Here is a 20861-nt window from a genome sequence, read left to right on the forward strand (position 1 = left end):
AAGGCGAGCCAACGCTGTACTGGTTTTTGTTAATTCACTATAACAGGCTACCTGAAACCCCTATCCGCAATGCTGCGGGATGTTTCAGGTAGCCCTTGTTCATCCAACAGATGAGGATAAAGCCCAACCCGACAAAATTTCAGCCCGCCACACACTCCGCCACAAAATCTTCCCGGCCATGGCAACCGCGCCTAAATTTCTGTTTCACGGGTTGGAAAAACCCCGCTGCCCGTTTACAATGGCACACTTTCATTTTTCTTTTCGGAGTCTTGCCTCATGTTGCATTTCCCACTCGCCGCCGCCGCTCAGCCCGACCTGATGAGCACCGTGCAGAGTTTCCTCCCGCTGATTTTTCTCTTTGCCATGCTCTACTTCATGATTCTCCGGCCGAAACAGCGTGACGAGAAGCGCCGCCGCGAGATGCTCAGCAAGCTGAAAAAAGGCGACAAAGTGATGACCGGTGCCGGCATGATCGGCAAAGTTTCCAAAATCGGCGAAGAAATCATCGGTCTAGAAGTTGCCCCCAACACCGTGGTTGATTTCCACCGCGATGCCATCATCAAAAAGCTCGAGAACTAACCTTTTCCTACGGCGCAGCAGCCGCACTCCGGCCACGCTGCCCGTTTTCCGTTTCTGAAAGCCCGTTATGAACCGTTATCCGCTTTGGAAATACCTGCTGATTGGGCTGGTTATCGTTGTATCCGCCATCTACGCCCTGCCCAACCTCTACGGCGAAACCCCGGCCGTGCAGGTTTCCACCAACCGCCAGTCGATCCACATCGACCAAACCACCGAACAAGCCGTGGAAGAGGCGCTGAAGGCAGCCAACATCCAGCACAACGGCATGTTTATTGCCGACGGCAGCCTGCGCGTGCGCCTGCCCAATGAAGAGTTGCAAAGCAAAGCCCGCGACGCCATCGAGCAGAAATTGGGCGACAACTACATCATCGCCCTCAACCTGATTGCCAATACGCCCGATTGGATGACCAAGCTCGGCGCCAACCCGATGTTCCTCGGCCTCGACCTGCGCGGCGGCGTGCACTTTACCATGCGCGTGGACATGCACGCGGCAGTGGATAAAACCTTCGACCGCATCTCCGGCGACTTCCGCCGCCAGCTGCGTAAAGACAAAATCCGCACCGGCAATATGCGCCGCAGCGGCGATACGCTGATTGTGCCCTTCCAAGATGCGGCCACCCTGCAAGCCGCCCTGCCCAAGCTGAAAGAAACCGCGCCGGATGCGGAATTGAAGGCTGACGGCAACAACCTAGTGGTGAGCCTGCCCGAAACCACTCAAACGCAAATCCGCGATGCTGCCGTGAAGCAGAACATCAACACCCTGCACAACCGCGTGAACGAATTGGGCGTGGCCGAGCCGATTATTCAGCAGGCCGGCCCCGACCGCATCGTGGTGCAGCTGCCCGGCGTGCAAGACACCGCCAAAGCCAAAGACATCATCGGCCGCACCGCCACGCTGGAAGTGCGCATGGTGGCCGACGACCCCGCACTGCTGCAACAGGCGGAAGCCGGCACCGTACCGGCCGGCTATGAATTGCTGCCCACTGCCGAAGGCGGCCAGCTGTTGGTGAGCAAGCAGGTGGAATTCACCGGCGACAACATCAACGATGCCCAAGCCGGCTTCACCCACGACAACCGCCCGTCGGTAAACCTGAAGCTCGATAACGCCGGCACCAGCATTTTCGCCGACCTGACCCGCAACAACGTCGGCCGCCGCACCGCCATGATCCTGATCGACCAAGGCAAAGCCGAAATCGTTACCGCGCCGACCATCAACGAGCCGATTCCCGGCGGCAATGTGCAGATTTCAGGTAGCATGAACGTGGCCGAAGCCAATGACACCGCACTCCTGCTGCGCGCCGGCTCGCTGGCCGCGCCGATGGAAATCATCGAAGAGCGCACCATCGGCCCGTCTATGGGTAAGGAAAACATCCAAAAAGGCTTCCACTCCACGCTGTGGGGCTTCTTGGCCGTGGCTGCCTTTATGGTGGTGTACTACCGCCTGTTCGGTATCTTCTCCGTGCTGGCACTCACTGCCAACCTGTTGTTCCTGATTGCAATTTTGTCTCTCCTGCAAGCCACGCTCACCCTACCCGGCATTGCGGCCATTGCGCTTACGCTCGGTATGGCCATCGACTCCAACGTACTGATTAACGAGCGTATCCGCGAAGAACTGCGCGACGGGGTGAGCCCGCAGCAGGCCATCAGCGAAGGCTACCGCCACGCTTGGGACACCATCGTCGATTCCAACATCACCTCGCTGATTGCCGGTATTGCCCTCCTGGTGTTCGGTTCCGGCGCGGTGCGCGGTTTTGCCGTGGTGCACTGTATCGGCATCCTCACGTCCATGTTCTCATCCGTGGTGGTTTCCCGTACCTTCGTCAACCTCTGGTATGGCCGCCGCCGCAAACTGAATAATTTGTCCATCGGCATCACCCTGCCTACCGCAAAGGAGCACTAAGATGGATTTCTTCCACCGTTTGAAACACGACATCCCGTTCATGAGCTACGGCAAAATCACCACTCTGATTTCGCTGATTACGTTCATCGCCGCCGTGGTTTTCCTCGTCACCAAAGGGCTCAACTACTCGGTTGAGTTCACCGGCGGCACCGTTATCGAAGTGCAATACGCCAAAGAAGGCGCTGACCCGAACCAAGTGCGCACGCGCCTGAACGAACTCAAAATGGGCGAAGCCCAAGTGCAAAGTTTGGGCACCAACAAGCAGCTGATGATCCGCCTGCCCAACCGCCAAGACATGACCTCTGCCCAGCTCTCCAACAACGTATTGGAGCTGCTGCGCAAAGACCATGCCGACGCCAGCCTGCGCAAGGTTGAATTCATCGGCCCGCAAGTGGGCGAAGAGCTGGTTACCCACGGCCTGTTGGCCTTGGGCATGGTGGTGATCGGTATCATCATCTACCTCTCCGTGCGCTTCGAATGGCGCTTCGCCGTATCCGCCATCATCGCCAATATGCACGACGTGGTGGTGATTCTCGGCTGCTTTGCCCTGTTTCAATGGGAGTTTTCTCTCACTGTGCTGGCCGGCATCCTGGCCGTGCTCGGCTATTCGGTGAACGAATCGGTGGTGGTATTCGACCGTATCCGAGAAAATATCCACAAGCCCGCCATGCGCGGCAAAACCATCCCGCAAATTATCGACAACGCCATCACCGCTACCATGAGCCGCACCATCATCACCCACGGCTCCACCGAAGCCATGGTGGTCTCCATGTTGGTGTTCGGCGGTGCCGCCCTGCACGGCTTTGCCATCGCGCTCACCATCGGCATCGTGTTCGGCATCTACTCCTCCGTACTGGTGGCTAGCCCGCTGCTCCTTTTCTTCGGCCTCACCCGCGAAAACATCCACAAACCGCAGAAGCAGAAAGAAGAAGCCGTGGTGTAAGCAGCCGCCCATCCCACAGGCATTAGAAAACGGCATAGGCTACCTGAAAACGCCTATGCCGTTTTATATGAACCATTTGCGCCGCCTTACCCGGATGCAGATTCAAACTATAGTGGATTGACAGCAATAACCAACCGAATCACGACACATCCTTCCTCAACATAACAAAAGGCTACCTGAAACCCCAGTAGATTTTCAGGTAGCCTTTGCTACAAATGGTATCTGGTAGCGACAGCATATGGCTCATCCAAAGCAGTAAACCACTGGAGATACCGCAATAATGTTAACGCAATACTAAAGGCTACCGAAGAATGCAACACAGCGTAATTTCTGTGAAGCTAAAATTTCAGGTAGCCTTTGTAAATGCAGGCAGTATCTTGTGCTTATCTGAATTGCGAAGCTGTTACCGCCTCCTGCACACATTTTGCCTCTGCGCCCAACCAGCCGGCAGCCAAACCACAGCCGTTTTGCTCAAGCCAAAAGTAGCCGCCACCAGCCACCACGGCCACCACCAAACGGATACCCAAGTTTGAGCCAAACCTATCCACCACAAACATCATCAGTGCAGCCCAAGCCCAAACTAAGCCCCACTGCAACGCCCATACCGTATCCGCATTAGGCATCTGCCACTGCATAAATCCGTTTGCCGCAATGGCAACAACGGTAAAGAAAAAACCTTCCAACAAAACATTAGGTTCGCGCTCGCCCATCCAAAGGCACCAAAATCCCAATACAAACGCCATCAACATTTTTGTTTTCCCTTTCCAGCGGTATTGCTTTCAAACTTAACTATTATCAATGCCCCCAACAATCCGCCATACAGGCAAACCATCGGGTTGAATTATCCGCGTATTTTACCCTTATATACAAATTCCTGACAATTCCTAAATTCCATTATCCATCGGCTTACAAACCCAGTTGTACCATTTCAGACAAATGCACCCATCCTGCTACCAGCACTTACCAAAAATACTACCAACTACTTCTTTTTGATACACAACAGACAGCAACCATTTACTGCTTTCATCTATAATACAACCGCACCTACCACCGAGACTACATATTATGAGCATCTACGCCCTCAAACCCAAATTCCAAAACCTGCTGCGCCCGCTGGTGCGGCGGCTGTATCAGAAAGGAGTAACGGCCAATCAGGTAACCGTGTTCGCCTGTGCGGTATCGATTGCGCTCGGGTTGTTGTTATCTTGCTTGGCGCACCTTCCCGCGTTATTTTGGCTCATGCCTGTGTGGCTGTTTCTGCGCATGGCGTTAAATGCGGTGGACGGTATGCTGGCGCGCGAGTTCGGCCAACAATCGGCATTGGGCGGCTACCTGAACGAAATCACCGATGTCGCCGCCGATGCCGCGCTGTATCTACCTTTTGCCTTTATCGCCCCTTTCGGCGGCCTGCAAATCGCCCTATTTATTTGGCTGGCGGCGATGACAGAATTTTGCGGCATATTGGGGCAGGTGCACGGCAACGGGCGGCGTTATGACGGGCCGTTCGGCAAGAGCGACCGCGCGTTTTTTATCGGCACGCTAGCGGTGTGGTATGCGGCGGTAGGCAGTTTTCATACCGTTTTCTACGCCCTAATATGGCTGGCCTGCGCAGCATTGGTTTATACCTGCTATAAGCGTATTATCAATGGCTTAAAGGCTACCTGAAAATCCAATCATGAAAAAATTATTCAATGCGTGGACGGTATTTTTGCTGCTATTTATCGCCATCTACACTTATCGCTTAGCCGGGAAAACCGGTTGGCACAGCAAAGGGTTGTGGCTGGGTGCCGCCGTCTTCGTGGGCCTAGTCTTCTTAGATGCCTATTTAGAAGCCGTGCGGGAAAGCGGGCAATACAGCCGCTTTGAGCGCTGCGTCACCAAAATCTGGGCTTGGTTTGCCGTGGCTTTTTTCAGCACCGCCGCACTCGCCTTTGCCGGGATAGCCGTTTGGTTGCTGGTGATGGCCGTACAGTCCATCCCGCGTTCGATTCCAGCCGCCGTGCTGATGTTTATGTTATCCTTCGCACCCGCCTTGTTTGTGATTGTGATGCTGAAACACCTTCAAAGGAATTTGACTTATTAATTTTCAGGTAGCCTCCTACAAAGAAAAGGCTACCTGAAAACCCCAGTAAGATTAGAACCAATCAACATTACTCCCTTCCACACATCAACCCCTATGCAAAAATCCTTCCCCATCCTCCCCCTCTGCCTCACCATTTTCATTACCGCACTCATCGTCTGGTCGGGCATCAACCCGTCCGACCGTGCCGTTTGGTATGCCGAAATCGTCCCCGTATCCGCCGTATTTATCGCGCTCATTGCCACTTACCGCCTGTTCCGCTTTAGCAATTTGGCTTATGTATTCATGAGTTTTTGGCTGATTATGCACACCATCGGCGCGCACTACACCTTCGCCGACGTGCCCTTCGATTGGGCCAACCGCCTGCTTGCTCCGTTTTTGGGCGAAGGGCGCAACCATTTCGACCGAGTCGGCCACTACATCATCGGCTTCTACGCATACCCGATGGCCGAATGGCTGCTGCGCCGCAAACTCTGCCGCCTACCGCTTGCCCTGTTCTTTGCCTTGTTTTTCATCATGAGCGTGGCCGCCACTTACGAAATCATCGAATGGCAGTATGCCGTAATCGACGGTGGCCAGGCCGGCATAGAAGTGCTCGGCTCGCAAGGCGATATTTGGGATGCGCAAAAAGACATGCTCTCCGACACGCTGGGCGCGCTCACTTCCTTATTCATTTTCCTGTTTACCCGCCCGGACAAACGTTTGGGCAGCCAATCTTAATGTTAAAGGCTACCTGAAAACGCACCCAACCGATTTTCAGGTAGCCTCTTTAAAAGGTATCTCACCAAGGAGTACACATATGCAGGAACAGCAAAAACACTTCGCCACCCAAGATGGCACCGAACTTTTCTACCGCTACCGCCCCGCTGCCGACGGCTCTTCCGATAAAGCCATCGTGCTGTTCCACCGCGGGCACGAGCATTCCGGCCGGATGATGTTTGTTGCCGACGAACTCGGTTTCGACGATTTTGCCTATTTCGCATGGGACGCGCGCGGTCATGGCCATAGCCCCGGCGAACGCGGCGACAGCCCCAGCATCGGTACTTCCGTTGCCGACGTGGACGACTTCATCCGCCACATCCAAAGCGAATACGGCATCAAGCCCGAAAACATCTGCGTGATCGCACAAAGCGTCGGCGCGGTATTGGTGTCCACTTGGCTGCACGACTACGCGCCGAAAATCCGCTGCGCCGTATTGGCATCGCCCGCATTCAAAGTCAAACTCTACGTTCCCTTCGCCCGCACCGGCCTGAAAATCATGCAGAAATGGCGCGGCAATTTCTTTGTCAACAGCTACGTCAAATCCCACTACCTGACCCACAACAAAGAACGTCAAGACAGCTTCAATCAAGACCCGCTGATTACCCGCGCCATTTCCGTGCGCATCCTGCTCGGTTTGTACGAAGCCGCCGAACGCGTCGTCGCCGATGCGCAGGCCATTACCACGCCCTTGCAGCTTTTGATTTCCGGCAGCGACTGGGTTGTTCACCACAAACCGCAACACGATTTCTACAACCGTTTGGGCAGCCGCATCAAAGAACGCCATATCCTGCCCGGCTTCTATCACGACACATTGGGCGAACAAAACCGTGAAATCGCCTTTGTCGAAATGCGCCGCTTTATCCGCGAACGTTTCAATCAGCCTTTATATCAAGTTGATTTGACCCAAGCCCACTTGCACGGCGAAAGCCGCCGCGAAGCCGACGAACTGGCCACGCCTTTGCCTATTTGTTCGCCGCGCGGCGCATTCTGGGCGGCTTACCGCGCTTCCCTCGACCTCGGCGCGCGCTGGAGTGAGGGTTTGAAAATCGGCAAGGAAACCGGCTACGACTCCGGCAGCACGCTCGATTATGTGTACCGCAACCAGCCGCAGGGCAGCAACGCCTTTGGTGTGGCGGTGGACAAACACTATCTCAACGCCATCGGCTGGCGCGGCATCCGCCAACGCAAAACCAATATCGGCAAAGCGATTCAGACGGCCTCTGCCAAGCTGCGCGAAGCGGGCAAACCGGTACATGTTCTCGATATTGCCTCGGGACACGGCCGTTATGTGCTCGACGCGCTGACTGCCGACACGCTGCCCGATTCCGTGCGCCTGCGCGATTACAGTCCGATTAACGTTGAAGCCGGCCGCAAACTGATTGCCGAACGCGGTCTGCAAGACACGGTTACCTTCAACGAAGTCAATGCCTACGACCGCGCCAACTATCAGGATTTGCAGCCCCGTCCCACGCTGGGCATCGTTTCCGGCCTGCATGAATTGTTTGCCGACAACGATTTGATTTTGAACTCGCTCTACGGCTTCGGCGATGCGATTGAAACAGGCGGTTACCTGATTTACACCGGCCAGCCGTGGCATCCGCAGCTCGAAATGATTGCGCGCGCACTGACCAGCCACAAAGCAGGCAGCCCGAACTGGGTGATGCGCCGCCGCAGCCAGCGGGAAATGGATCAGCTGGTTGAGAAAGCCGGTTTTGAAAAAATCCGCCAATGGATAGACGAATACGGCATTTTCACCGTGAGCCTGGCGGTGAAGAAATAAAATAAGAAAAGGCCGCCTGAAAATCAGACGGCCTTTTATCGAGAAATCTTAGTTGCCGGCGTTTACAGGTGAGCAGTTTTTCACCACGAAACGGCCGCCAGGAGCGGTTAAGCCCACCACGTCGGAAGTGGTGTGGGTGTTTTTGTCGATATAACCGGCAGACAGAGAGTAACCGCGACGGTTGCTGAAGGTAGTACCGGTGCTGTCGGACTGTCTTCTATTATAAGTCAGGTTCACCTGCGTACCGGCGGCATTCACCGCAGCGCTTACCGGCTTGCCTTGGCGGTTGAACTCATACAGCACGTTCAACTGTTTGCCGTTGTCGCAAGAATAAGAAACCATGCCGGCGGGTGCAGCCGCAGCACTCAGGGAAACGGCAGCCAGTGCAGCCGCAGTAACAACAGATAATAATTTCATAATCGTTATGACTCCTAATTGAGCATCAAGAAATTTTTCAGGTAGCCTCAAGCCGCCTGCGCTGCTCTGAAGCAAATAAATAATCTGCCAAACAGCGGGAGGTATTGTAGTCTTCCGGCAAGAATATTCAACTAACAAATAGTAAAATAATATTATGCCTCTGATATGGCAGATTAACTTAATTTCTGCCGCCGCATTGGCCTGCCTTGTATTGAAAGCAGATTTCAGCTGATTTACACAGAACATTTACAATCCACTTCATGAAACCCACCCTGAAAGCCTCCCTACTCAAGCTTGCCTTGGTCGGCGCGCTGTTCTACACCAGCTACGGCCTGTCCAACCATTACGCGGCATCGTTGGCCTATGTGCCGGAAATCGCTTTTGCGTGGGAGCGCGGCATTCCGTTTTGGGCGTGGACGATTGTGCCGTATTGGTCGTTGAATCTGATGTATGCAGCGGCGTTTTTCCTTTGCCGAAATGCGTGTGAACAAAACCGCTACACCGCACGGCTGGTATCGGCGCAAATTATTGCCACTACTTACTTTATGTTGTTTCCGCTGCATTTTGGCTGGCCGAAGCCGCCTACCGACGGGCTGTGGGGTTGGCTTTTTGATTCGTTGGTAGCGTTTGACTTGCCGTACAACCAAGCACCGTCGCTGCATATCGCGCTGTCGATCATTGTCGGCGCGTTTTATTGGACGCGGTTTCCCAAAATCCGTTTGCCGATTTTGCTGTGGCAAAGCCTGATTGCCTTGTCGGTTCTGACGACTTACCAACACCATTTTATCGACGTGCCAACCGGTGCGCTGCTGGGTTGGCTGGTGTTGTGGGCAATACCGCAACACGGCGTATCGCCGTTCAAGAGACAAGATTTGTTTGCAGTACAGCCGACTGAGCAAACAGGCTACCTGAAAACGGCATCTTGCGAAGCAAAGCTGAGTTCCAATAAAGCCAAAACTTCCCCCGCAACACGTTCCCGCGAAATCAAAATCGCCATGCTGTATCTGGCGGGCGCGGTATTGTCGGCACTGCCGTCCTTGTTCGGCGGAGCGTGGTTGTGGATGTTGTGGGTCAGCGTGTCGCTATCGGTGGTCGCCTTCGCCTATCTGACCGGCAATGCGACGGTATTCCAAAAACAGGCAGACGGCAGGCTGTCGGCGGCGGCAACGGTTTTACTGCTGCCTTATCTGGTGGGCGTGCGGCTGAACATGGCTTATTGGCTGAGCGGCAAGGCGAAGACGGTGCGGGTTCGTGATGATGTGTGGATTGGCAGTATCTCAGGGGTTGCGGAGATTCAGCATTGTGGCGGAGTTTTTTGGAAAAAAACGGCATCTGCTGCGTTAAAAATGCTCGCAAGGTGTTCAACCTTGCTGCGCTTTTTGCCTTGCATCTACCATTTTTTGCCACAAAAATCCGCTTCACAAGCTAAATCTCCGCACCCCCTGGCAATTTCAGACGACCTCCCCGCCGTATTGGACGTATGCGCCGAATATCCCCGCCCCCGTTATCGTGGCGCATACCGCGTTCTGCCGTTATTGGACATGGTGGTGTCGTCTGAAAACGATTTGGTGCAGGCGGCTTTGTTGCTGGAAGCATTGCGCCGGCAACACGGCAAGGTTCTGACCTGTTGCGCGCTGGGCTACGGACGCAGCGCGGCGGTGGTGCTTACTTGGCTGCTGGTTTACGGCGGCTGCCGGGATTTGGCACAGGCAACGGCGGAGCTGAAACAGGCCCGCCCGCAGATGGTGCTGCCGCCGGAAACGGCAAAGGTAGTGGAAGCCGCGGCAGGTCGTCTGAAAACGAACACAGTGAGTTTCGCCAAAACGAGCGAAGCGAGTTCCTCAGAAGCTATAGTGGATTAAATTTAAATCAGGACAAGGCGGCGAGCCGCAGACAGTACAAATAGTACGGCAAGGTGAGGCAACGCTGTACTGGTTTAAATTTAATTCACTATAAAACAAACGAAGCGAGTTTTTGCGACGCTAATCGAGATAGCTAAGATAAGTAGATGAAAAGCCCAAGCTGAGCAAATCATTCTCTATTGAGCTTGTGCAAGGCAATGCAGTCCTAGTTTAAAGTAAATTCACGATACGACGACTCATCTGTGCCGAACCAAAGTAAGGAGGGAAACTTATGACTAAAAGCTACCGCCCCGTTACGTTTTACACTTTATCCCTGCTGATTCCGTGGACATTATGGTTTGCTGCCGCCTACATCAGCCACCGCCCTGATGCTGTTGAGTACCAGTGGGCGCAGGCCACGTTAGGACTGGCCGGACTGTTCGCACCCATGCTCGTGGCGGCATTCATGTTGTACAAACAGCCCAAATTGTGGACGGACGCGAAACACCGCCTGTTCCGCCTGACAGGTTTTCCCAAGCGATACCTGCTCGCTGCCGCGCTGCTCGGTCCGGTTACCTTGGTGCTGGCGCAACTCATTTCCATCGCTTTCGGACACAGTTGGGCGCAGTTTCACATTTCGGGACATCCGTCATTTACGTCCGCCTTGCTGTCGCCATGGTTCATGCTCCTCATTTCGCCTGTTGCCGAAGAATTGGCGTGGCACAGCTATGGCACCGACGCACTCACGGCACGCAGAAGCCTGTTTGTCGCATCCTTGCTATTTGCCGTGTATTGGGCGTTTTGGCACATGCCGCTTGCCTTCATCAAAGGCTATTACCACAGCCAAATCGTTTCCGAAGGCGCACTCTACACGGTTAATTTCGTGGTCAGCATGTTTGTCTTCGTCCTATTGATGAACTGGTTGTACGCCAAAAGCGCACGCAGCATCGCGGTGGCGACGATATTCCACCTGTGCGCCAATCTGGGTAACGAGATTTTCGCCACCCACCCCGACAGCAAGGTTATTCAGACGGCCATTTTGTCGTTAGTAGCCATTTATATTTTGATTGCAGAAAAGAATTTGTTTTTAGATAAGCCTGCTCCATCCCGATAACAAATTCAGACGACCCTTGGACATGATATGCCCCGAATGACGGTTTCCATACCAAAAAGGAATGTGAATGGATAATTCCACTGACAGCCTGATTACCGCCCGCCTGCTTGCCACCGCCCGCTATACCGCCGTGTTCAACGCCTTGCTATTCGTTTTGTCCGCGCAACGCGGCGGCGCGTGGTCGGCGGTGCAGCTTGTTTTGGCGGCGGCGCTGTCGTACTACCACATCCGCATCGAATTCGACCGCCGCGTGTTCCAAGATTTCGCCGACGGCCGCTATATGCCTGAAGCCTTCGACCAAACTTTGCGGCAAACCGGTTTGCGCTGCGTTTCGGACGACCCCTCCATGCCGCAACGTGTGGCGGGAGCGCTCGCCTTGTGGCGCAAAAGCCTTTACCTGACTGCGGCACAATCGGCAGTTTTCCTTATCCAAATCCTCTGATGTCATGAAAAATTTTCTTAAAAAACAACTTGCATGGCTGACCGACCAAGCATTGTGCCTGTCGGTATCCTTCCTCACCGGCGTCCGGCCCAAAAGCCCGCGCGAGCTGGCGTTCAATCCGCAGCAGAAAGTGTATTACGCCAATCACGGCAGCCACGGCGATTTTTTGCTGGTGTGGATTTCCCTGCCGCGCCGCTGGCGGCTTTCGACGCGTCCCGTTGCCGGCTCGGATTACTGGCTGACCAACAAACTCAAGCGTTTCATCATCCAAAACGTCTTCAACGCGCTCTTGATTCCGCGCCACAGCGACAATCCGCAGTCGATTACCGAGCAGATGAACCACGCGCTCCAAACGGGCGATTCGCTGATTATCTTCCCCGAAGGCACGCGCAACACGGACGAAAACGAAATCCTGCTTCCATTTAAATCAGGTATTTACCACCTAGCCAAAAGCAAACCGGATACTGAATTTGTGCCGATCTGGATAGACAACATCAACCGCGTCCTGCCCAAAGGCAAAGTGCTGCCCGTACCGCTGTTGTGCGAAGTCCACATCGGCGAACCGCTGACCCTGCACGAAGATGAAGACAAAGCAGCCTTCCTCGTCCGCACTCGCGAAGCCCTGCTGGCCTTAAAACCGTCTGAAAGCGAACGGAGCGAACTTCGTCAAAACAAGGGCAATGAGGTTCGCCCAAACGAACACGCTGAACCGCACCAAAACCAAGGAGAAGCATCATGAGCTTTGCCAACACATCCAGCCAAATCATTACCGAACAAACAGCCTCCCATCTCACCCCGCAGGCAGGCTATATCTTTACCGGCGTATTTGCCGTATTGATTTTCGCCAGCATCATCGGGCAATGGCTGAAACGCAAAAACGGCGCAGGCAATGCCACCATCGCCAACCTCAACGCCCGCATCTACGCTTGGTGGCTGATGACGCTGGTGCTGCTGGCCGCCTTCTGGTTTGGCAAAACCGGCACGGTGGTGTTGTTTTTCCTGATTTCGTTCGCCGCCCTGCGCGAATTCATGACCCTTGTTTATCGCCGCCGCAGCGATTATTACAGCATGGTAACCTGCTTCTACCTGTTGCTGCCGGTGCAATATTATTTTGTTTATGACGGCTGGTACGGCATGTTCAGCATTTTCATTCCCGTTTACGGCTTTCTGGTGTTGCCGATTATCGCCAGCCTGAGCGGTCAAACCGCCCATTTCCTCGAACGCGCCGCCAAAACGCAATGGATGGCGATGATCTGCATCTTCTGCCTCTCCCATGTGCCCGCCCTGATGTTCCTCAACTTAGACGGCTTCGACAGCAGCGGCAATATCCTGCTGCTGATTTTCCTGATCGGCGTGGTACAGGCTTCAGACGTGTTGCAATACGTTTGGGGCAAATTGGTGGGCGGTGCCAAAATTATGCCCTCGCTTTCCCCGTCTAAAACCGTATCCGGCACGGTAGGCGGCATTTTGTCTGCCACCGCGCTCGCCGCATTGATGTCGCCGATTACGCCGTTTAGCCACGGCCAGGCTGCCGCCATCGGGTTCACTATTTGCCTGATGGGTTTCTTCGGCGGGCTGGTGATGTCTGCCATTAAGCGCGACTATGGCGTAAAAGACTGGGGCAACATGATACGCGGCCATGGCGGTATGCTTGACCGCGTGGACTCCATCTGCTTTGCCGCGCCGGTGTTTTTCCATATTGTTCGGTACTACTGGAACGGCTGACACAAAGGCTACCTGAAACCCGGATGCCGGATTCGAAAATCCAACATCCGGGGTGGCAAAGATAACTCAAACAAGATTGAAACCTCGAAGATTTTGCCGGATACCCGTATCCGAACTGCAAGCCACGAGGCAGGTTTCCCGATCCAACCTTTCCAAAAAGCAGACTGCCTGCCGGAGGAGGCCATCCCCAACCAAAAGGCTACCTGAAATTTCAGGTAGCCTTTTCCATTGGGGGCTAGGGCAGCATTCATAACCAGCCAAATTGTTTTCGATACCGGGCAACACAGAAATATGGCAAGGCAGAGCCAACGTTGAAGCGAAAGTTATAGTGAATTAGATTTAATTCACTATAAATTGCTTTGCCAGATACCCGTCCGGTTTTTCAGGTAGCCTTTCTGCCTATTGATTTGCCCGAATCCAGGCCAACCAGCGCTCGAACAGGTCGGATTGCAGGCCGGCGATAACGGAGCGTTTGAAAACGTGCTCGCCGCTCCAGAAATCGTCGCCCTCCAGCGTGGCCAGGCGGCCGCCGGCCTCTTCGTAAATCAGGGCGCCGGCGGCGTAGTCCCACAATTTTTGGCCGCCGTGCAGGTAGAGGTCGTAGCGGCCGGCTGCGAGGTAGCACCAGTCGAGCGTGCTGGAGCCCATGCTGCGCTGTGAACCGAAGGGGTGGAGAGTTTGCATGCGGCTGGCGAGTTTGCCGGAACGCAGGTATTTCACTTCCACGCCCGCAATGGATTCATTGAGCTTTTTCGGCGTGTGGCGCAGGGGCAGGGGGCGGCCGTTGAGCCATGCACCGCGCCCGCGTTCGGCGGTGAACATTTCTTGCATCATGGGATGGAAAATGGCGCCCAGTTGGGCGCGGCCGTGGCGGATGTAGGCCACGGAGAGGGCGAAATGGGGCAGGCCGTTGATGAAGTTGTTGGTGCCGTCGATAGGGTCGACCACCCACAGCCCGGTTGCGGCGTGCCGCCATATGGCGTGTTGTTCGTCGGCGCTCATTTCTTCGCCCAGCACCGGGCAGTTGATGATTTGCGGCAGGCGTTCGGCAAACATGGCCTGGGCGTGCAGGTCGGCTTCGGTGAGGCGGGTACCGTCGCTTTTGGTGCTGACGGCGGTGTTGAGAAAACGCGGCATCACGGCGGTTTGTGCCACTTCGCGAACCAGTTCTGCTAAACGGTTGAGCAAAATCTTTCCTTCCCGATGCTTTTCTGATAGAAACGGGATATTAACCATTTTTCGGGGTAAACAACAGATGCCGCGTTTTTATGTTCCGCAAACTTTTGTTGCCGGCGAGGTGCTGAGGCTACCTGAAAATGTGTGCCGGCATATCCAAGTATTACGTTTGCAGGCGGGTGAGCCGCTGGTGCTGTTTGACGGCCGGGGACAGGCGGCGCAGGCGGAATTGCTGGAAATCGGGCGCAAACAGGCGTTGGCGCGGGTGGATAAGTTGCTCACGGAATCGCGCGAATCGCCGCTATCAGTTACGCTGATTCAGGCGGTATCGGCTTCGGAAAAGATGGATTTTGCAGTGCAAAAGGGCACGGAATTGGGGGTGAAACGCATCGTACCGGCACTCTCGACGCGCTCGAATGTGCGGCTCTCAGGCGAGCGGGCGGAGAAAAAGGTGCGGCGCTGGCAGGAAATCGCCATCTCGGCCTGTGAGCAATGCGGGCGCAACGAAGTGCCGCCGGTGGCGCCGATTGCCGATTTGCCGCAGGTGCTGGCTGCGCTGCCAGCCGATTCGGGGGCGCGGCTGCTGCTGAGCCCGCACGGCGGCGTGCCGCTGCGCAGCCTGCCGCCGGCGCAAAGCGCGGTGTTGCTGATTGGGCCGGAAGGCGGTTTGACTGCGGAAGAAGAGGGTTTGGCCCGCTCGCACGGCTTTCAGGCGGTACAACTCGGCACACGGGTGTTGCGCACGGAAACGGCGGCGCTGGCGGCGTTGGCGGCGATGCAGGCCTTGTGGGGCGATTTTTAGCGGCATGGGTGCTGTGCTAGAATACGCGCGATTTTGAATTGGGATTTTCAGGTAGCCTTCTTTCTTACCTTAGAGGCTACCTGAAAAAATGAATGGATTAGGAAACAGATAAATGGCAAAACCGAAAAGCGGCCTCGGCGGCCGGGGCTTGGATTCTTTGTTGGCCGGTGCGGTGGGCGATAGCAGCAGCGACAGGCTGACCAGCGTGCCAGTGCGCGACATCAAGCCGGGGCGCTACCAGCCGCGTTCGCAAATGGACGACGAAGGCCTGCAGGAGCTGGCCGATTCGATTAAAGCGCAGGGCGTAATCCAGCCGGTTATCGTGCGCGAACACGGCCTGTCGCAATACGAGCTGATTGCCGGCGAGCGCCGTTGGCGCGCCAGCCAGCTGGCGGGTTTGGCCGAAATTCCGGTGGTGATTAAGAGCATCGGCGACGAAGCAGCGTTGGCGATGGGCTTGATTGAAAATATCCAGCGTGAAAACCTCAATCCGATTGAAGAGGCTCAGGGTTTGAAGCGTTTGGTGGATGAATTCGGCCTCACGCATGAAACCGTGGCCAAGGCAGTAGGGCGCAGTCGCAGCGCGGTGTCGAACAGCCTGCGCCTGTTGGCTTTGCCCGAACCGGTGCAGGAAATGCTGTTTTTACGCCAGCTGGAAATGGGGCACGCGCGGGCCTTGCTGCCGCTGCCGGTGATGGAACAGCTGTCCTTGGCGCAAAAGGCGGTAAAAAACGGCTGGTCGGTGCGCGAGGTGGAACGGCGCAGCCAGCTGGCGCAACAGGAGCCACAAGAGAAGAAATCGAAAACCGTCAGCCCCGATATACGCTACCTGAACGAGGCGCTTACGGAAAAGCTGGGGGTGCGCGCGGAAGTGCAAACTGCCAACCACAAACAGGGTAAGGTGGTGTTGCATTTCGACAGCCCGGAAACTTTTGCAAGGCTGATGCAGCAGTTGGATGTAAAGTTGCCTGATTGAGCAAAGGCTTGCTTGAGATTTTAGGTGCTTGGAAATTATGTCTGCATGGTTTTCAGGTAGCCTTTAATGCTTTAAATATTGATATTGTTTGACAAGAATTAACACTTTTCTTGACTTTATTGGCGTTTTTGCTTATATTTAAAGAGCTAACATTTGGTGTATGAAGATGGATGTATGGCAGCAACAATTTATCTCCAATTGGCAATCACGGCGATACTTGTTGCTGTTTTTTGGGTGTTTTCCGGTGCGGTTGCAGCTAAGTCGGCAGCGTTGGGCTGTTTGTGTTATGCCGTGCCCACCATCTTGGCGGTACTGGTTTTAAGGTTTTTTCTAAAGTTCCCGAAATGGCGCGGCAACGCATTTTGGCTGGGAGAAAGTTTAAAAATAGTACTGGCGCTCGTGTTAATGACGCTGGTGTTCGTTTTTTATCGCCAACACATCGTATTTGTTCCGTTTATCGTCGGGCTGGGTGCGGTGAGTCATGCGGTGTTATTGATATTTTGGAAAGTTAAGAAGTATGGCCGGTGAAAGCATGAGCGCAGCCGACTACATCAAGCACCATTTGCAAAGCTTGACCAGTTTGTCGGATGTGAGCAAAGGACAGGATCTGCAAAATATTGCCGATTTCTCGTTTGTAAACTTAGATTCCATTTTTATTGCGTCTTTTTTGGCTGTTCTCGGCTCGCTAGTGCTGTGGTGTGCCGCCCGCAAAGCCACACCGGGGGTACCGGGCCGTTTCCAAGCCGCCGTAGAAATCTTGTTCGAGTTCATCGATAATTTGTGCAAGGGCATTATTCACAATGAGCAATCCCGCAAGACAGTGGCGCCATTGGGTTTGGCGCTGTTTGTTTGGATTGTTCTGATGAACACCATGGACTTGTTGCCCGTAGACTTATTGCCGTGGATTTGGCAGCATGCAACCGGTAATCATCATGCCTTGCTGCGCGTGGTGCCGACTGCGGATTTGAACATCACTTTGGGTATGTCGATCGGGGTATTGCTTACCTGCTTTATGTTTAATATCAAGCTTAAGGGCTTGGGCGGCTGGATTCACGAATTGTTTACGGCTCCGTTCGGTATTTGGCTGGCTCCGTTCAATTTTATTCTGAACTTAGTGGAATTTTCTTCCAAAACCATTTCGCACGGTATGCGGTTGTTCGGCAATATGTATGCCGGCGAATTGGTGTTCCTGCTGATTGCCATGCTGGGCGGTGCTTGGGCAATGCCGGGTGAGGCAGTTACTTGGATAGACCCCGTATTGGCATTTTTCCATATTTTGGCCGGGTTTATCTGGGCGGTGTTCCATATTTTGGTTATTGTGTTGCAAGCATTTATTTTCGTTGCCTTGGCTTTCGTGTATATCGGCCAGGCGCATAGTTCCCATTAGTAGTTTGTTGTTTTTTCGTAGTAGTTTAACTTTCACTTTTAGATAAGGAGTTTCAAATGGATTTGAATAGTGCATTGGCCATCACTTGCGGCCTGATCGTTGCGTTCGGCGCTGTGGCTGCTGCGGTCAGTATCGCTCTCGTAGGTTCGAAATATCTAGAGGCCTCTGCCCGCCAGCCCGAATTGATTGAGCCGCTGCAAACCAAATTGTTCCTGATTGCCGGTTTGATCGATGCGGCATTCCTGATCGGTGTGGCCGTTGCTTTGCTGTTTGCCTTCGTGAATCCGTTTGCAGGTTAAAATTAGACAAACTTCTGGCGTTTGTTTTAACCCTAACTGTGAAGGTTGAGTAAAGTGAATATTAATTCAGCTTTAATCATACAAATAATCGTCTTTTGCCTACTGGTGTGGTTCACCGTGAAATTCGTGTGGCCACCCATTGCCAAGGCTTTAGATGATCGTGCCAGCAAAATTGCTGCGGGTTTGGCTGCTGCCGAGCGCGGAAAAAGTGATTTCGAACAAGCTGAAAAGCGTGTAGCCGAACTGATGGCCGAAGGTCGCGATCAGGTTGCCGAAATCATCACCAATGCAGAGAAACGAGCCTCTCAAATCGTTGAGGATGCTAAAAAACAGGCCTCTGATGAGGCTGCTCGTGTTGCTGCACAAGCTAAGGCAGATGTGGAGCAGGAAGTTAATCGGGCTCGCGAAGCACTGCGCGAGCAGGTGGCTGCTCTGGCAGTTAAAGGTGCTGAACAGATTTTGTGCAGCGAGATTAATGCCGACAAACATGCCCATCTGCTGGGTATGTTGAAGCAGGAGCTGTAAAACTATGGCTGAACTTGCCACCATTGCCAGGCCATATGCCAAAGCATTATTCGAATTGGCTTCTGAAAAAGGCCAAATCGAATTCTGGCTGGAAAAGCTAAAAGATTTGGCGTGGGCTGTCGGCCAACCTAAGCTTGCCACATTGCTAGACGATGCCGGTATTGTCCCTCATCAGAAGGCGGATATCCTAATTGGATTATTAGACGGCATCCACACGCCACAGCATACGGATTTTAAAAACTTCCTGTATGTGTTGGCTGAAGGTGGTAGGTTGGCAGTTTTACCGGAAGTATATAACCAATACCAAGCACTGGTGTTGGCGAAGGATCATATACAAAAAGCCATAATCTACAGTGCTTTCCCGATGAGTGAAGGACAGTTCGCCAAGGTGGTGAGCGATTGCCAACAGAAATTTGGCCATAAGCTGGAGGCTACCTTAAAAGTGATGCCCGAGCTAATTGGTGGTATCAAAATTGAAGTTGGAGATAAAGTTTTGGACTTGTCCGTGCGGGGGAAGCTGAAAAACCTGTATACGGCCATGATAAATTAGGAGAGTTTCATGCAGCTTAATCCTGCTGAAATCAGTGAGTTGTTAAAATCTAAAATTGAAAACCTGAATGTAAAACAGGAAGCCAGTACCTATGGGGGCGTGATTTCTGTTACCGACGGTATTGTGCGTGTGCACGGCTTGTCGGATGTCATGCAGGGTGAGATGTTGGAGTTCCCCGGCAACACGTTCGGTTTGGCCATGAACTTGGAGCGTGATTCGGTTGGTGCGATTGTATTGGGTGAATACGAGCACATTAAAGAAGGCGATCAAGTTAAATGTACCGGCCGTATTTTGGAAGTGCCGGTTGGTCGTGAGCTGGTTGGCCGTGTCGTGAATGCCCTGGGTCAACCAATTGATGGTAAAGGCCCTATTAACGCTAAAGAAACTGCGCCGATTGAAAAAATCGCTCCGGGTGTCATTGCGCGTCAATCCGTAGATCAGCCGATGCAAACTGGCTTGAAATCAGTGGATTCTATGGTACCGATTGGTCGTGGTCAGCGTGAGTTGATTATTGGCGACCGTCAAACCGGTAAGACGGCCGTTGCATTGGATGCGATTGTCAACCAAAAAGGCACCGGTGTTATCTGTATTTATGTGGCAATTGGCCAAAAAGCCTCTTCTATTGCCAACGTGGTACGCAAACTGGAAGAACATGGTGCAATGGAGCATACCATTGTGGTGGCTGCAACAGCTTCTGAAGCAGCTGCTCTGCAATTCATTGCTCCGTATTCTGGCTGCACGATGGGTGAGTATTTCCGCGATCGTGGCGAAGATGCATTGATTGTATATGATGACTTGTCCAAACAAGCCGTTGCCTATCGTCAGATTTCCCTGCTGTTGCGTCGCCCGCCCGGCCGCGAAGCATATCCAGGGGATGTATTTTACCTGCACAGCCGTCTGCTGGAGCGTGCCGCTCGCATTAATGCCGATGAAGTGGAAAAACGTACAAACGGCGAGGTAAAAGGCAAAACGGGGTCATTGACCGCATTGCCGATTATCGAAACTCAAGCCGGTGACGTGTCTGCTTTCGTGCCGACTAACGTAATTTCTATTACTGACGGTCAGATTTTCTTGGAAACTGATTTGTTCAACTCAGGCATTCGTCCAGCCATTAATGCAGGTATTTCCGTATCTCGCGTAGGCGGTTCTGCTCAAACCAAAGTTATTAAAAAACTGGGGGGCGGTATCCGTTTAGCTTTGGCTCAATATCGTGAATTGGCAGCATTCTCTCAATTTGCTTCTGATTTGGACGAGGCGACTCGCAAGCAGTTGCAACATGGCGAAGTGGTTACTGAATTGATGAAGCAAAAACAGTTCAGCACCATGAGTATTGCCGAAATGGCTTTGACCTTGTGGGCAATTAACAAAGGCTCTTACGAGGATGTACCGGTATCTAAGGCATTGGCCTTTGAGGCTGATTTCTTAGGCCATGTGCGCACGCAGCACGCCGATGTGCTGGATCAAATCAATCAGCAGGGTGTGATGAGTGATGAGAACGAGCAAGTTTTGACCGAAGCCATCAACACATTTAAAGCCTCCCGCAACTACTCGGCTTAAACCGCA

General features: G+C 53.5%; 23 protein-coding genes. 20 read left to right on the forward strand and 3 right to left on the reverse strand.

Annotated elements, in window-relative coordinates; all coding sequences use genetic code 11:
* Positions 1-276: 276 nt before the first annotated feature.
* The 3 genes from yajC to secF all read left to right on the forward strand — a co-directional run bounded on the left by yajC (position 277) and on the right by secF (position 3422).
* A complete protein-coding gene (gene yajC / locus A7Q00_RS01355) occupies positions 277-579 on the forward strand; it encodes a preprotein translocase subunit YajC (RefSeq protein WP_064088852.1) in 303 nt (100 codons plus the stop codon).
* A 67-nt stretch (positions 580-646) separates the two neighbouring features.
* Positions 647-2479, forward strand: coding sequence for a protein translocase subunit SecD (gene secD, locus A7Q00_RS01360; protein WP_064088853.1), 1833 nt, complete (start codon positions 647-649; stop codon positions 2477-2479).
* Position 2480: 1 nt separating this feature from the next.
* Positions 2481-3422, forward strand: coding sequence for a protein translocase subunit SecF (gene secF, locus A7Q00_RS01365; RefSeq protein ID WP_064084423.1), 942 nt, complete (start codon positions 2481-2483; stop codon positions 3420-3422).
* A 383-nt stretch (positions 3423-3805) separates the two neighbouring features.
* On the opposite strand, the gene A7Q00_RS01370 is transcribed toward secF, so the two are convergent.
* Positions 3806-4171 carry a hypothetical protein gene (locus A7Q00_RS01370; RefSeq protein WP_064088854.1) on the reverse strand — a complete coding sequence of 122 codons (366 nt, stop codon included), beginning with the start codon at positions 4169-4171 and terminating at the stop codon, positions 3806-3808.
* Between the two features lie 316 nt (positions 4172-4487).
* Here A7Q00_RS01370 and A7Q00_RS01375 point away from each other — a divergent pair, with 316 nt between their 5' ends.
* The 4 genes from A7Q00_RS01375 to A7Q00_RS01390 all read left to right on the forward strand — a co-directional run bounded on the left by A7Q00_RS01375 (position 4488) and on the right by A7Q00_RS01390 (position 8044).
* Positions 4488-5087 (forward strand): CDP-alcohol phosphatidyltransferase family protein, encoded by a 600-nt coding sequence (locus tag A7Q00_RS01375; RefSeq protein WP_064088855.1) that lies wholly within the window; start codon positions 4488-4490, stop codon positions 5085-5087.
* 10 nt (positions 5088-5097) lie between these two features.
* Positions 5098-5505, forward strand: coding sequence for a hypothetical protein (locus tag A7Q00_RS01380; protein WP_064088856.1), 408 nt, complete (start codon positions 5098-5100; stop codon positions 5503-5505).
* A 93-nt stretch (positions 5506-5598) separates the two neighbouring features.
* Positions 5599-6222: a DUF2238 domain-containing protein gene (locus A7Q00_RS01385; RefSeq protein WP_064088857.1), complete on the forward strand. Its 624-nt coding sequence runs from the start codon at positions 5599-5601 to the stop codon at positions 6220-6222.
* 79 nt (positions 6223-6301) lie between these two features.
* Positions 6302-8044 (forward strand): bifunctional alpha/beta hydrolase/class I SAM-dependent methyltransferase, encoded by a 1743-nt coding sequence (locus A7Q00_RS01390; protein WP_064088858.1) that lies wholly within the window; start codon positions 6302-6304, stop codon positions 8042-8044.
* A gap of 48 nt (positions 8045-8092) precedes the next feature.
* Here the strand turns inward: A7Q00_RS01390 and A7Q00_RS01395 are convergent, their stop codons facing one another.
* Positions 8093-8461 carry an ACP-like domain-containing protein gene (locus A7Q00_RS01395; protein ID WP_064088859.1) on the reverse strand — a complete coding sequence of 123 codons (369 nt, stop codon included), beginning with the start codon at positions 8459-8461 and terminating at the stop codon, positions 8093-8095.
* A 260-nt stretch (positions 8462-8721) separates the two neighbouring features.
* Here A7Q00_RS01395 and A7Q00_RS01400 point away from each other — a divergent pair, with 260 nt between their 5' ends.
* From A7Q00_RS01400 to A7Q00_RS01420, 5 genes are all read left to right on the forward strand, one after another.
* Positions 8722-10323, forward strand: coding sequence for a phosphatase PAP2/dual specificity phosphatase family protein (locus A7Q00_RS01400; RefSeq protein ID WP_064088860.1), 1602 nt, complete (start codon positions 8722-8724; stop codon positions 10321-10323).
* A gap of 271 nt (positions 10324-10594) precedes the next feature.
* A complete protein-coding gene (locus A7Q00_RS01405; RefSeq protein WP_064088861.1) occupies positions 10595-11416 on the forward strand; it encodes a CPBP family intramembrane glutamic endopeptidase in 822 nt (273 codons plus the stop codon).
* A 67-nt stretch (positions 11417-11483) separates the two neighbouring features.
* Positions 11484-11858, forward strand: coding sequence for a hypothetical protein (locus A7Q00_RS01410; protein WP_064088862.1), 375 nt, complete (start codon positions 11484-11486; stop codon positions 11856-11858).
* 4 nt (positions 11859-11862) lie between these two features.
* Complete coding sequence (locus A7Q00_RS01415) at positions 11863-12597, forward strand: lysophospholipid acyltransferase family protein (protein WP_064088863.1); 735 nt, start codon at positions 11863-11865, stop codon at positions 12595-12597.
* Positions 12594-13583, forward strand: a complete 990-nt coding sequence (locus tag A7Q00_RS01420; protein WP_064088864.1) for a phosphatidate cytidylyltransferase — start codon at positions 12594-12596, stop codon at positions 13581-13583. The genes A7Q00_RS01415 and A7Q00_RS01420 overlap by 4 nt, the downstream gene beginning before the upstream one ends.
* A 399-nt stretch (positions 13584-13982) precedes the next feature.
* Here the strand turns inward: A7Q00_RS01420 and A7Q00_RS01425 are convergent, their stop codons facing one another.
* The gene (locus A7Q00_RS01425; RefSeq protein WP_064088865.1) at positions 13983-14771 is read right to left on the reverse strand and encodes an inositol monophosphatase family protein; all 789 of its coding nucleotides are present in this window, start codon (positions 14769-14771) and stop codon (positions 13983-13985) included.
* Positions 14772-14838: 67 nt separating this feature from the next.
* On the opposite strand from A7Q00_RS01425, the gene A7Q00_RS01430 reads away from it, so the two are divergent.
* The 8 genes from A7Q00_RS01430 (at position 14839) to atpA (ending at position 20855) form a co-directional block, all read left to right on the forward strand.
* Positions 14839-15561: a 16S rRNA (uracil(1498)-N(3))-methyltransferase gene (locus tag A7Q00_RS01430; RefSeq protein WP_064088866.1), complete on the forward strand. Its 723-nt coding sequence runs from the start codon at positions 14839-14841 to the stop codon at positions 15559-15561.
* 112 nt (positions 15562-15673) lie between these two features.
* Positions 15674-16537: a ParB/RepB/Spo0J family partition protein gene (locus A7Q00_RS01435; protein WP_064088867.1), complete on the forward strand. Its 864-nt coding sequence runs from the start codon at positions 15674-15676 to the stop codon at positions 16535-16537.
* A 174-nt stretch (positions 16538-16711) separates the two neighbouring features.
* Positions 16712-17065: an ATP synthase subunit I gene (locus A7Q00_RS01440; protein ID WP_064088868.1), complete on the forward strand. Its 354-nt coding sequence runs from the start codon at positions 16712-16714 to the stop codon at positions 17063-17065.
* A complete protein-coding gene (atpB, locus tag A7Q00_RS01445; RefSeq protein ID WP_064088869.1) occupies positions 17055-17924 on the forward strand; it encodes a F0F1 ATP synthase subunit A in 870 nt (289 codons plus the stop codon). The genes A7Q00_RS01440 and atpB overlap by 11 nt, the downstream gene beginning before the upstream one ends.
* A 56-nt stretch (positions 17925-17980) precedes the next feature.
* Entirely contained in the window at positions 17981-18223 is a 243-nt protein-coding gene (gene atpE, locus A7Q00_RS01450; RefSeq protein ID WP_064088870.1) for a F0F1 ATP synthase subunit C, read from the forward strand.
* A gap of 54 nt (positions 18224-18277) precedes the next feature.
* Positions 18278-18748 carry a F0F1 ATP synthase subunit B gene (locus tag A7Q00_RS12610; RefSeq protein ID WP_082887690.1) on the forward strand — a complete coding sequence of 157 codons (471 nt, stop codon included), beginning with the start codon at positions 18278-18280 and terminating at the stop codon, positions 18746-18748.
* 4 nt (positions 18749-18752) lie between these two features.
* A complete protein-coding gene (locus A7Q00_RS01460; RefSeq protein WP_064088872.1) occupies positions 18753-19298 on the forward strand; it encodes a F0F1 ATP synthase subunit delta in 546 nt (181 codons plus the stop codon).
* Between the two features lie 9 nt (positions 19299-19307).
* Entirely contained in the window at positions 19308-20855 is a 1548-nt protein-coding gene (atpA, locus tag A7Q00_RS01465; protein ID WP_064088873.1) for a F0F1 ATP synthase subunit alpha, read from the forward strand.
* The last annotated feature ends 6 nt before the right edge of the window (positions 20856-20861 follow it).

This window comes from Eikenella halliae (genome assembly GCF_001648475.1).
GTDB lineage: Bacteria > Pseudomonadota > Gammaproteobacteria > Burkholderiales > Neisseriaceae > Eikenella > Eikenella halliae.